This is a genomic window from Pseudomonas sp. B21-017, assembly GCF_024749245.1.
Classification (GTDB): domain Bacteria; phylum Pseudomonadota; class Gammaproteobacteria; order Pseudomonadales; family Pseudomonadaceae; genus Aquipseudomonas.
The window spans coordinates 3100351-3112718 of the sequence record NZ_CP087194.1 but is presented as its reverse complement, the minus strand read 5'-3'; the positions used below and the strand labels follow the sequence as shown (position 1 = coordinate 3112718).

Genomic DNA, 12368 nt, shown 5'->3' with positions numbered 1-12368 from the left:
GCTCGGGCAGACTATAACTAGTCCGTAACCATTAGATGGCTGACGCAACTTCTGTAGTCCACATCGCTATTGTGTTGCTTTATGTAAAAAGTTCCGCTAGTGCAAGCGTGCACCTGGCGGAGCAACTTCCTTCTGCGCCAAGGTCGAGTCATGACGTCCAATAACTTGTTGCCCCACCCCGACGGCTCTTTATTGCGTGGCACCGCGCGTGCGCTGCCCATCACCGAACGCTGGATCGTGCCCGGCTTGCTGCTGGCGTACGTGGTCTTCTACCTGCTGCCGCTAGTCACCCATGGTCTATGGATTCCCGATGAAACCCGCTATGGCCAGATCAGTCAGGAAATGCTGCTGAGCGGTAACTGGGTGTCCCCGCACTTCATGGGTATCCGCTACTTCGAGAAACCCATCGCCGGTTACTGGATGATCGCCATCGGCCAAGCGGTGTTTGGCGACAACCTGTTTGGTGTGCGTATCGCTTCGGCGCTGAGCACCGGGCTGAGCGTCTGGCTGACTTACCTGATTGCTCGCCGATTCTGGAATGATCCGGGCAAGAGCTTTATCTGCGCCTTGCTCTACATGAGCTTCGGCCTGATCGCCGGACAAGCCGGATACGCCAACCTCGATCCGCAATTCACGCTCTGGGTCAACTTGAGCCTGGTCGCGTTGTGGTTTGCCATCGATAGCCATTCCTCCCGCGGCAAACTCGGCGCTTGGGCGCTGTTGGGTTTTGCCTGTGGCATGGGCTTCATGACCAAGGGCTTTCTCGCCTGGTTGTTGCCGGTGTTGATCGCCCTGCCCTACATGATCTGGCAGCGACGCCTGGGCGAGCTGTTGCGCTACGGACCACTGGCGGTGGTCGTGGCGGCGGTGGTCTGCCTGCCGTGGGTGCTTGCCATTCATCATCAGGAACCGGACTTCTGGCGGTTTTTCTTCTGGCACGAACACATCCGCCGTTTTGCTGGCGAAGATGCGCAACACGCGCGCCCGTGGTGGTTCTATTTGCCGCTGCTGGTCGCCTCGAGCCTGCCTTGGGCTGCCTTGTTGCCAACGACACTCGTCCAGGCCTGGCAGCAAAAGCGCCAGCCCGTGATCGGTTTTCTGTTGCTCTGGATGCTGTTGCCGCTGGCGCTCTTCAGCTCGAGTAGCGGAAAACTGCCGACCTACATCATGCCGTGCCTGTTGCCATTGGCATTGCTGATGGGACACGCAGTGATGGAGCTATTGAATCAAGGACGAGGCCGGATCATTCGCATCAACGGCGTGATCAACGTCGTCATCGCCACCAGCGCCCTGATCGCCCTGCTTTATCTGCAAGCCACCAAGGAAGTCTACGAAAACACCGAGATGTTCACCCTGTCCCTGGCGTTCATCGTGTTGCTCGGCTGGATCATCACCAACGCCTTGCAGGTGCTGCGTCCATTGATATTCTGGGCCATGCCGGCACTCGGCATCTGGCTGCTGGTAGCGTTGTTGCCGGCAGCGATGCCGGCGCAGATCGTCAATAGCCAAATGCCTGACCAGTTCATCGCCGAGCATCTGGATGCCTTGAGTCAGACGACATCGTTGCTCAGCAACGATCTGGGCGCGGCGTCAGCCTTGTCGTGGCGCCTGAAGCGACCTCAGGTCGATCTGTTCAACACTGTCGGCGAGCTGAAATATGGCCTCGACGATCCCGCTATGGCGTCACGTAAAGTCACCCTGGACAACGTCGGGCAATGGATGACCGAGGCCCGCAAAAAAGGCGCGGTCGGCGTGGTGATGCGGGTTAACAGTGTCGCGGAGATGCAGGAAGTCGAGATGTTGCCCATCGATGGCAAGCGCTATCAGCGCGGCCACCTGGAGATTCTGATATTCCCGCAGAGCCAACCCTGACACCGTTCTTCCTACAGGAAACCCGCTATGAACCTTCGGGCTAGTGACAGGGGCGCCTTGGCGCTCCTGCTCGGCGCCTCTGCGCTGATTTTGTTGTTGGGCCTGGGCACGCGGGAGTTATGGGGGCCGGAAACCCGCTGGGCCAACATCGCGTTGCAAATGCTCCAGAGCGGTGACTATTTCGATCCCTACCTCAAGGGCGGGCCGTATTACGACAAACCGCTGCCCTCCTACTGGCTGATCACGGCCACCGCCTGGCTGACCGGCGGTTTAGGGCACTGGTCATTACGCTTGTCTTCGGTGGTTGCCGCCTGGCTGAGCGTCTGGCTGGTGTACTTGATCGGCGAGCAGCTAATGCGCAAAGGCACCGGATTGATTGCCGGGTGGATGCTGGCGACCACCTTTTATTTCGTGTTCTGGGCACGGGTCGCCACCGCCGACATCCTCACCGTCTGCGGTGTGCTGGCGGCGGTGTGGTGGTATTGGCGCGGGCCGCAAGACACGCGTTTCAGCCGTTACCTGGTGTTTTTCCTGCTGTTGTCCCTGACCTCATTGTTCAAAGGCCTGATCGGCTTCATTCTGCCGGGCTTGCTGCTATTACCGCATGTGGTGCAGGACGGTCGCTGGAAAAGCCATCTCAATCTGCGGCTGTGCGGCGCCCTGGTCATCGCCGGGGCGTTTTACATGACGCCATTCATATTGTCGCACCTCTACGGCGCGCCGACTTATGGCGAAAGTGGCCTGGGCCTGGTGCTGCGGGAAAACGTCGTGCGGTTTTTCCAGCCCTTCGACAACATCGGACCGATCTACACCTATCTGCTTTACCTCCCGATATACACCCTGCCATGGGCGCCTTGCTGGATGCTGGGGTTGTGGTTTGCGCTGCGCCACTGGCGCAGCGTCGAACCCAATACGCGCTGGCTGGTTTGGGGGTTGGGTCTGTTGATGCTGTTTTTCACGGCCAGCGGCAGTCGACGCAGTTACTACGTATTGCCCCTGGTGCCCTTCGCCCAGTTGCTGGGCGCCTGGTGGATCACCCGGCGAATGGCCGAACGCAACGCCACAGACAGGTTCGGTAGTCGCCGATTGAAAATCGGTTTCGGCCTGACCGCTGTGTTGTTGATGGCGATACTCGGTGTGTTCTATCCCTGGACCAACGGCGGTGGCGGCGTGGTTCAGTTCGGTGAGACGGTCAGGCTTGAGGCCAGCAAACGCGCACCGCTCAATACATGGCGCATGGTGATGATCGAGGTGGACAACAAAGTGCCGATGTACCTGCAAACCGGCGGCGCCCCCTTCTATTACGTGCAGCAAAGCCAGGACTTTCCTCGCACCGGCGATACCGCCGCGCTGATGACCTGGCTGGACAACACCAGCGGCCAGCACTGGGACCCGCAACGCACCATCGTTATCACCCAGTACCGCAACGGTGATGCAGTACCGCTGGACTACCTGAGTGCAGACCATCAGGTCATCACCACCACGCCCACCAACGGCGAGCGCATATTCCACGGCCGTGAAGACCAGAGCGTGGCGTATATTCCCCGGGCCGAATAGGTGTCAGTGCAGGCGCTTGCTGTCGATCTTCGTCGCCAGGGTTTCCAGCGCCTCAGTACACGCAGTCAGATCCGGCGACCCGGTTCTGACTTGCTTCAACGCCCGGTCCAGGGACTTGTCGATGGAGGTCCAGCCTTCAGGATCAATCGGTCGCAGTTGTTCCTCGTTTTGGTCCCAGGCACTTTCCAGGTCAGTGATCCTGGCCCTTGCACCTTTCATGTCGCCACTGCCCAGTAGCTTTTTGGTGTCGGTAATGATGGCCATCAGGTAGGACAGATCGCCCATCGACCCGGCGGGAGTGGCTGCTACGGGGATGGCGGCACTGATCTGCTTGCTATCAAACTTGGCCAGCAGAGTCTTCAAGGCTTCGGCACAGGCTTGCGGATCCGGGTTGCCGGAGCGCAGTTGGGACAGTGCACGGTCAATCGATTTATCGACCGAAGTCCAGTCAGCCGGCGACTTCGGCTGCAAGGTTTCTTCGGCTTGATCCCACGCTGTTTCCAGATCGGTGATGCGAGCCTTGGCTGCTTTCAGGTCGCCGGCGTCCACTAAACGGGCAGTGTCTACGGTAATCGTCCGGAAACTCGACAAATCGCCAAGGGAACCGGTCACCGTCAAGGCGCTCACCGTCGTTTTACCGGCCGTTGCCTGAGCCGGCACCCAGAACCACCCACCGACGCCGACCGTGCAGACGAACAGCAGTGCCCCCAGGAACGGCGTGGACGCCAGATGCGGGACACGCTTGGGGCTGAGTTTCAATGTTGAACCAACCTTCGCCACCCGAAAGCTTCGCCGGGAAAGCGTCAGCCAGATAGCGCTGGACATGAAAATCGACGACACCGCGCCGGATATCAGACCCAGCACCAGAGCCAGCGAGAACATCTGCAACGGTTCGCAGGCAAACAGATACAGGCAGGTCGACGCCATCACCACTGTCAGCACGGTGTACAGCGAACGCCTCAGGGTCTGGCTGATGCTCAGGTTGATCAGGCTCCACAAGGCCAGCGCATCCACCGGCGGGGACTTTTTCACGTTTTCGACAATGCGTCCGAAGATCACGATCTTGTCGTTCAGTGAATAGCCGATGATCGTCAGCAATGCAGCGATGTAAGTGACGTCGATCTCGAACTTGAACAGCGAGAAGATCGCCGAAACGATGAGGATGTCCTGAACGATCGGCAGCAAGGTTGCCAAGGCGATGGCCCAGGAGAAACGCAGGCCGATATAGATTGCGATGCTGGCGAATGCCGCAATCACCGCATAAATGGCCCGAGTGGCAAAATCCCGTGCAACGCCCGGGTCTGCGGTGTTTTCCTCGTACTCTACGGTCTGATACTTACCCTTGAACGCAGTAATGATCTGCTTCAGATCAGCGGACTTGAGCACTTCATCGAAGCGTACGGCGATGTGCTGATTCTGTGCACCGCCCACGGCCACGGTGGCCGGGATGGTGCCCGCCCCGGTCATGATTTGCGTGGCGGTTTCCTGAGTGATCGCACGGTCGACGTCGATGTCCAGCGCAGTGCCGGCGGTAAAATCAATGTCCAGGTTCAGGCCGTGAGCGCGGTAATACAGCGAGCCGGAAACGATGGTCAGCAACGAGACCACAATCGCCGTTTTACCCAGGCCCAAGAAGTTGAAACGGCGAGCCTTGGTGGCGCGCGGCTTGCTCTTTCCGATCAACCAACGCTGGCTGACCCACTGGGTATCGACCAGCCACAGCATCAGCTGGCGAATCAGCAAGAAGTTAGTGGCGACACTGATCACGATGCTCACCAGCATGGTCAGCGCAAATCCTTGAATCGGCCCGATGCCGGCCGCGAACAAGGCAATCATCGCCAGCGCGGTCACCAGGTTTGCATCACGTATCGTCGGCAGCGAGCCTTTGAAACCGTTATCCACGGCTTCGCGCAGAGACCGGCCAAGGTCGATTTCCTCGCGAATACGTTCCAGGCAAATGATGCTCGCATCCGCCGCCATGCCAATGCCCAGCACAAACGCGACCACCGCCGACAGCGACAAGGTGGCACCCGAGGCGGTGAATACAATCAGCAATAGCCACAGGTAGACCAGCGTACAAAACGCGGCGATCAAACCGGCAGTGCGGTACAGCCCCACCAGCAACAGGAAAATACAGGCGATGCCGATCAAACCTGCCTGAACGGTTTCCGCCAGCGCGGTTTTGCCGAGTACGCTGCCGACGGTCTGGGTGTATTTCTCGGTCAGCTGCGTGGGCAACCCCTGCGAACTTCCGAGCAGCGAGCGTGATTCTTCGGCGGACGTCAGGCCTGCCAGTTTCACCCGAATATGGTTGGCGCCCTCGACCCGGATGTCCGGTTCGGTAATACCAATGCTGTCGGCGCGTTTACTCAGGATCGCGACCGTCTGCAACAAGTCATCCTTGGCGAGCCGGGTTTTGCCCGGTGCCGGGTTCACAACGTAATAAATCTCGTAACCACCGCGAAACTCCAGCCCGAAGCGCACATGAGTGGCCAGGCTGGAAAATGTCGCAGCCACCAGACAGGCCAGCAGCCCCGTCAGGAGGATGAACGACAGGCGTCGACTGGAAAGGCTCATGGAAGAAATCCAGAAAAGGGACTGAAAAGCGAATCGAAGCCGAAGGGCTCGCTCACCACTGGCGGGCAGTCTAAAGAAGCGAAAATGAACCGCTTGTTAACGAAGTCACATGGCTGTGCGACGGCTTGCCAGTGCGTGCCGGACATGCAATGAATGCACGCCTGCAATGCCTGATCAGGAAGCGAGCGATGAAGGTTCTGGTGGCCGAAGACAATGCCCTGCTGGGTAACAGCATCAAGCGCGGGCTTGAGGAAGAAGGCTGGGTGGTGGATCTGGCCAGGGACGGCAAAGAGGCCTTGTACTATGCCGATGCCAGTGAATACGACGTGTTGGTGCTGGACTGGATGCTGCCGCAGATATCGGGTCTGGAAGTACTCAGCGTGGTGCGCGGCAAGGGCAACGACGTGCCGGTGATCATGGTCACGGCCAGAAGCGAAGTAGTGGATCGGGTGCAGGGCCTGGATCGCGGCGCCGACGATTATCTGAGCAAACCTTTCGAAATGATCGAATTGGTGTCGCGGCTCAATGCCCTCTATCGGCGCTCGATCGCCCGTGGCTCGAAATCGCTGACACTGGGCAATCTGAACATCGAACTCGACACCTTGCGGGTCAGCATCGGCGACCGTCCGCTGGATCTCACGGGCATGGAATACAATCTACTGGTGGCGCTGGCCGGCAAGGCGAATCAGTTGCAGACCCGCACGGTATTGCTGGGGTTGCTCTACCCTTTCGACAGCGAGCCAGACAGCAACAGCCTGGACGTGCTGCTCAATCGCCTGCGACGCAAGTTGGCTGGGGCCGACGTCGAGATTGAAACCGTTCGCGGCAAAGGGTTGATCCTTCGTGTGGCGTAACCTGGCACTGAACATCAAAATCGCGCTCACGTTGTTCGTGGTTCAGGCGTGTGTGTTGTTCGTCGGCTATGTGTGGCTGAGTCATTGGGTGCAAACCACCCGGCTCGATGAACTGCGGCACCATCTCGATACCCAGTCGGACGTCATCGAGTCGCTGATCAGCGTCGAAAACGCGCAGTTGGTCTATCAGCGCCAGGGTGAATTCGCCTCGGAACTGGATCACGATCACGACCTGTTTTTTGACTTGTCATCGATATCGGGTGAGATGCTGCAAGAATCCTGGGGACCAACGCCGTCAATGCGCAAAGCGCTTCGCGAGGCCATGAGTCAGGTTCGCGCGGGCGACGAAGAGACTTTCCTGTTCGATGTCGGTCACGAGAAATGGATCGCACAGATGGGCGACCTTGAGCGCGCCAGCCCCGAAGGCCCGCTGAAAGCCAGGCTGCTGGTGGCCACCAACGCGCAACCGGTGCTCAATGCGGTCAACGCCTTCAAACGGGTGGTGGCGCTGGCCGCGATAGGGATATTGCTGTTGACGACGCTTGGCAGTTTTATCGTGGTGTCGCTCTCCACCCGCAACCTTCGCCATTTCGCTCGACAACTGCGCACCTTGAAGCCGCCGGAATTCACCCGCCGGGTGGTGTTCGAGGCGCACTCGGCGGAAGAAAAACTGCTGTTCGACAGCTACGCGCAAATGGAAGCGGCGGTTCAGGAGGTGCTGGAACATCAACGGCTGTTTATCGCCAACGCCTCCCATGAACTGAAGACGCCGATTGCTGCCGTGACCTCTGCGCTGGAGGTCATTCTGGCGCGGCCACGGCACGCCGAAGATTACGCCCAGACCTGTCGTGATGTGCTGGCCGAAATGCAGGTGCTCAAGCGCCTGTCTCTCGGCCTGTTGGACCTTGCGCAACTGGAGGGCACCGCCGAGATTGCCGGGCAGGCAAGTGGGTTGAATGACAATGCACTCAATGCTGTCGAGCGTTGGCGCAAGGCTGCCGAACTCAAAGGTCTCAGTCTCTCCCTGCATCTGCTGGAGGATTATCAGGCCCAAGTCGCCGGAGGACCGGAACAGTGGGAGGTGGTGTTTGGCAACCTGCTGGACAACGCCATCAAGTACACCCCGGCCGGCGGCGCCGTCGACGTCACGCTGGACGAACAACCGGGCAGCGGTTTGATCATCAGGATCACAGATAACGGTGCAGGCATGTCCACGCAAGAAGTCCGGCAATTGGGGCAAGTGTTTTTCCGTGCCGACGCCGCACGGTCGCAATCATCGTCGTTCGGGCTTGGCTTTGCCCACTGCAAGCGGATTGTCGAAAGACTGGGTGGACATCTGACGGTTCAAAGTACGCCGCAGACAGGAACACGCGTGACCATTGCCATGATGCGTTATAAGCCTTGAACCCGGCGTCACCTCAGACCAGGCCAAAGTTCAGCCAAGGGGCCCAAAGCCACACTCCGATCGAAGATATCGTTTGAAAGTTGCCCACCACCGTGTCGGCTCAAGTTTTCCGTCGACAGTGAAATGACATCTATTTACGATTTTTTTGACGTTTTTTTCTCATTTGGCGCTCTACATTCGCGGCGACTCAAACATGCAAATGATTCGCATTGTTCCAATAATGAATCTGCGCGTGTTGACTAAAAAAACAGGAGCCGTCGACAGAATGATTTCCCGTATCCCCTCGTTCCTTAAAAACGCATTGTTGACCACTGCTTTCCTCAGCGCCGGTCACGTGTATGCCGCTGCGCAGCCGGAGGGTATCGTGGTCTACAACGCTCAACACGAAAGCCTGACCAAATCCTGGGTCGAAGGTTTCACCAAGGAAACCGGCATCAAAGTGACCGTGCGCAATGGCGACGACACCGAGATGGGCAATCAGCTCGTGCAGGAAGGTGCAGCCTCCCCGGCCGACGTGTTCCTGACCGAAAACTCCCCGGCGATGGTGCTGGTCGACAACGCGGGGCTGTTTGCACCGGTTGCGCCGAGCACGCTGGAACAAGTGGGCGCGGCCTATCGTCCGGCGCATGGCAAATGGGTAGGGATTGCCGCACGCTCCACGGTGTTCGTCTACAACCCGAGCAAGCTGGCTGAAGCAGACTTGCCAAAATCGCTGATGGACCTCGCAGCACCGAACTGGAAAGGCCGCTGGGCCGCTTCGCCGGCCGGTGCCGACTTCCAGGCCATCGTCGCTGCCGTGCTGGAACTCAAGGGTGAAGCCGCGACCCTCGACTGGCTGAAAGCCATGAAAACCAACTTCACCGCCTACCGGGGCAACAGCGCCGTGCTCAAGGCGGTCAATGCCGGTCAGATCGACAGCGGCGTGATCTATCACTATTACAGCTTCGTCGATCAGTCCAAGACCGGCGAGAACAGCAAGAACACCTCGCTGAACTACTTCAAACACAAGGATCCAGGTGCCTTTGTCAGCCTGTCCGGCGGTGGCGTCCTGGCCTCCAGTCAACACAAGGAACAGGCCCAGGCATTCCTGAAATGGATTACCGGCAAAGACGGCCAGGCGATCCTCAAGAACGGCAACTCTTTTGAATACGCCGTGGGCAAGAATGCAGAGTCCAATCCGAAACTGGTGCCGCTGCAGCAACTCGACGCTCCGACTGTCGACGTCTCGAAACTCGACAGCAAAAAAGCGGTTGAGCTGATGACCCAGGCCGGGTTGCTCTAATTGTTGCCTGAAACGCTACCGGCAGAGGTCGCTGCGGCGTCCTCTGTAAACTTGCGCGCACGCTCTCGCGGCGTCTTCTCGGGCCGCGGCGGCGCCTGGGTGATTAGCCTGTCGGTGCTGATGTCGTTGCTGGCGTTGCTGCCGATTGCTTTCGTGATCGGCGTATCGGTGCAGACTGGCTGGGCGACGCTGGTGACGCTGGTATGGCGCCCACGCGTCGGCGAGTTGCTGATCAACACCGTGCTGCTGGTGGTGCTCACCATTCCCTTGTGCATCGCACTGGGTCTGGCGCTGGCCTGGTTGACGGAACGCACCAACTTGCCGGGGCGGCGCTGGTGGTCGCTGTTGGCGACGGCGCCGCTGGCGGTGCCGGCATTCGTGCACAGCTATGCGTGGGTCAGTCTGGTGCCACCGATTCATGGCCTGTTTGCCGGCGTTCTGGTGTCGGTCATCGCCTATTTCCCGTTTCTTTACCTGCCGATAGCAGCGACTTTGCGCCGGCTCGATCCGGCTATCGAAGATGTCTCCGAGTCGTTGGGGCTCAAGCCCTGGGCAGTGTTCTTTCGCGTGGTGCTGCCGCAGTTGCGCCTGGCCATCTGCGGCGGTGCCTTGCTGGTGGGGCTGCACCTGCTGGCCGAGTACGGTCTGTACGCGATGATTCGCTTCGACACCTTCACCACGGCCATCTTCGATCAGTTCAAGTCCACCTTCAACGGGCCTGCCGCCAATATGCTGGCCGGCGTCCTCGCGCTCTGCTGCCTGGCCATGCTGACGGCCGAGTCGGCTGCTCGCGGCACGGCGCGCTACGCCCGGGTCGGGTCGGGAAGCGCGCGCGAACAAAGGATTGTGCGCTTGAAGTTGCGCACCACCCTGCTCGCGCTGACGCTGCAAGGCATGACCTGTGTGCTGGCACTCGGTGTGCCGTTGATCACCCTTGGCAAGTGGCTGATCGACGGTGGCGCGCAAGTCTGGAACCTGAGCGAACTGCTGCCGGCGCTGGAGCAGACGCTGATGCTCGGGGCCGCCGGCGCGCTCATTACCACATGCGCGGCCATCCCGATCGCCTGGCTGTCGATTCGCTCACCGGGCCCGTTGCAACGTGTGCTGGAAAGCTGCAACTACATTACCAGCGCGTTGCCGGGGATTGTCGTCGCGCTGGCGCTGGTAACGCTGACGATTCATTTTGCCCGGCCGATTTACCAGACCACCATCACGGTGCTGCTGGCGTATTTACTGATGTTTTTGCCCCGCGCCCTGGTGAGTTTGCGCGCAGGCATCGCCCAGGCGCCGGTGGAACTGGAGAACATGGCGCGCAGCCTCGGCCGTTCGCCTGGTCGGGCGTTGTGGCTGATCACTCTGCGTCTGGCCGCACCCGGTGCTGCCGCTGGCGCTGCGCTGGTGTTTCTGGCGGTCAGCAATGAGTTGACCGCCACCCTGCTGCTCGCCCCCAATGGCACGCGCACCCTGGCTACCGGTTTCTGGGCAATGACCAGTGAAATCGACTATGCCGCCGCGGCGCCCTATGCCTTGCTCATGATTCTGCTGTCGCTTCCGTTAACCGGACTTCTTTACCATCAATCCAAACGCACGGCTGGCCGATGAACGCTCTTGAACTCCACTCGATCTGCAAGTCCTACGGTTCTCACCGAGCCCTGGAGAACATCAGCCTGTCGGTGCCGACGGGAAGCCGTACGGTGATCGTCGGCCCGTCCGGTTCGGGCAAGACCACCTTGCTGCGAATGATCGCCGGTTTCGAGTTCCCGGACTCGGGCAGCCTTGCGCTCAATGGTCAAATGCTGGTCGACGGCACCCGCGAGGTCCCCGCGCATCAACGCTTGATCGGCTATGTTCCGCAGGATGGTGCGCTGTTCCCGCACATGACCGTAGCCGCCAACATCGGTTTCGGGCTGGCGGCCAAGGGCGTTGCCAAACAGGAACGTGTCGCCGAGTTGATGGACAGCGTGGCACTGGACTCGAGTATGGCCAATCGTTGGCCGCATGAACTCTCCGGCGGCCAGCAACAGCGTGTCGCGCTGGCCCGGGCCCTGGCGCAACAACCACGGCTGATGTTGCTGGACGAGCCGTTTTCGGCACTCGATACCGGTTTGCGCGCCGCCATGCGCAAATTGGTCGCAAGGCTTCTGGCTGACGCCGGTGTCACGACCATTCTGGTGACTCACGATCAAAGTGAAGCGTTGTCATTCGCCGATCAGTTGGCGGTGATGCGTCAGGGCCGGCTAGTGCAATCCGGACATCCGCTGGACCTTTACCGCTATCCCGCCGATGAACAAACCGCCCTGTTTCTCGGGGATGCCGTGGTCATGCCGGCCAGAATCGAAGCGGGTTGGGCTCATTGCGATCTGGGTCGCATACCGGTCAACAACCACAGAAACAACCGATCAGCGCAAATCATGCTGCGCCCCGAGCAACTTCAGCTGATCAGCGCGCCCCACGGCCTGGAGCAACAGGACGGCTGTCGCGGCGTGGTCACCGAATGCGACTTCGGCGGTAATACCTGCACATTGACCGTGGAATTGCAGACGTTGAACGCTGATGACCGTCCGGGGCGTTCATTGCTGGTGCGCAGTTCCGGCATGCATGCGCCACCCGCTGGGAGCGAGGTTCATGTGTCGACCATCGGCCATGCTCATGTACTGAGCGAACCTTAAGCTTTTGAATCGGTAACGGGCGAGAAACGAAATCGCCCCCGAATATAACAATTCAAAAAAACAACTAAGCAATGCAGCGCAAGTCCATCAAGGCAGACACTTCTGTACGCCTTTCCCTACAAAAAATGCGATGAGCCGGTAGAAGCCTGAAC

8 protein-coding genes are annotated in these 12368 nt (G+C 59.5%); 7 read left to right on the top strand and 1 reads right to left on the bottom strand.

Annotated elements, in window-relative coordinates; translation table 11 throughout:
• Nucleotides 1–150 precede the first annotated feature (150 nt).
• Complete coding sequence (arnT, locus tag LOY28_RS14080; protein ID WP_018925843.1) at nt 151–1872, top strand: lipid IV(A) 4-amino-4-deoxy-L-arabinosyltransferase; 1722 nt, start codon at nt 151–153, stop codon at nt 1870–1872.
• Between the two features lie 27 nt (nt 1873–1899).
• Nucleotides 1900–3429 (top strand): glycosyltransferase family 39 protein, encoded by a 1530-nt coding sequence (locus LOY28_RS14075; RefSeq protein WP_258614316.1) that lies wholly within the window; start codon nt 1900–1902, stop codon nt 3427–3429.
• Between the two features lie 3 nt (nt 3430–3432).
• Here LOY28_RS14075 and secF read toward each other — a convergent pair whose 3' ends face one another.
• Complete coding sequence (secF, locus tag LOY28_RS14070; protein WP_258614314.1) at nt 3433–6006, bottom strand: protein translocase subunit SecF; 2574 nt, start codon at nt 6004–6006, stop codon at nt 3433–3435.
• A gap of 188 nt (nt 6007–6194) precedes the next feature.
• On the opposite strand from secF, the gene LOY28_RS14065 reads away from it, so the two are divergent.
• The 5 genes from LOY28_RS14065 (at nt 6195) to LOY28_RS14045 (ending at nt 12216) form a co-directional block, all read left to right on the top strand.
• Entirely contained in the window at nt 6195–6860 is a 666-nt protein-coding gene (locus tag LOY28_RS14065; RefSeq protein WP_064617807.1) for a response regulator transcription factor, read from the top strand.
• Nucleotides 6850–8265: a HAMP domain-containing sensor histidine kinase gene (locus tag LOY28_RS14060; RefSeq protein ID WP_258614312.1), complete on the top strand. Its 1416-nt coding sequence runs from the start codon at nt 6850–6852 to the stop codon at nt 8263–8265. The genes LOY28_RS14065 and LOY28_RS14060 overlap by 11 nt, the downstream gene beginning before the upstream one ends.
• 265 nt (nt 8266–8530) lie before the next feature.
• Nucleotides 8531–9547: an iron ABC transporter substrate-binding protein gene (locus LOY28_RS14055; RefSeq protein ID WP_258614311.1), complete on the top strand. Its 1017-nt coding sequence runs from the start codon at nt 8531–8533 to the stop codon at nt 9545–9547.
• Nucleotides 9548–9550: 3 nt separating this feature from the next.
• Nucleotides 9551–11149: an iron ABC transporter permease gene (locus tag LOY28_RS14050; protein WP_111453405.1), complete on the top strand. Its 1599-nt coding sequence runs from the start codon at nt 9551–9553 to the stop codon at nt 11147–11149.
• Nucleotides 11146–12216, top strand: coding sequence for an ABC transporter ATP-binding protein (locus LOY28_RS14045; RefSeq protein ID WP_018925836.1), 1071 nt, complete (start codon nt 11146–11148; stop codon nt 12214–12216). The genes LOY28_RS14050 and LOY28_RS14045 overlap by 4 nt, the downstream gene beginning before the upstream one ends.
• Nucleotides 12217–12368 lie beyond the last annotated feature (152 nt).

What these genes read in the sequence shown, in the direction of transcription:
- arnT (WP_018925843.1), top strand. Translation starts at nt 151, where the DNA reads ATGACGTCCAATAACTTGTTGCCCCACCCCGACGGCTCTTTATTGCGT.
- LOY28_RS14075 (WP_258614316.1), top strand. Translation starts at nt 1,900, where the DNA reads ATGAACCTTCGGGCTAGTGACAGGGGCGCCTTGGCGCTCCTGCTCGGC.
- secF (WP_258614314.1), bottom strand. Translation starts at nt 6,006, where the DNA reads ATGAGCCTTTCCAGTCGACGCCTGTCGTTCATCCTCCTGACGGGGCTG.
- LOY28_RS14065 (WP_064617807.1), top strand. Translation starts at nt 6,195, where the DNA reads ATGAAGGTTCTGGTGGCCGAAGACAATGCCCTGCTGGGTAACAGCATC.
- LOY28_RS14055 (WP_258614311.1), top strand. Translation starts at nt 8,531, where the DNA reads ATGATTTCCCGTATCCCCTCGTTCCTTAAAAACGCATTGTTGACCACT.
- LOY28_RS14045 (WP_018925836.1), top strand. Translation starts at nt 11,146, where the DNA reads ATGAACGCTCTTGAACTCCACTCGATCTGCAAGTCCTACGGTTCTCAC.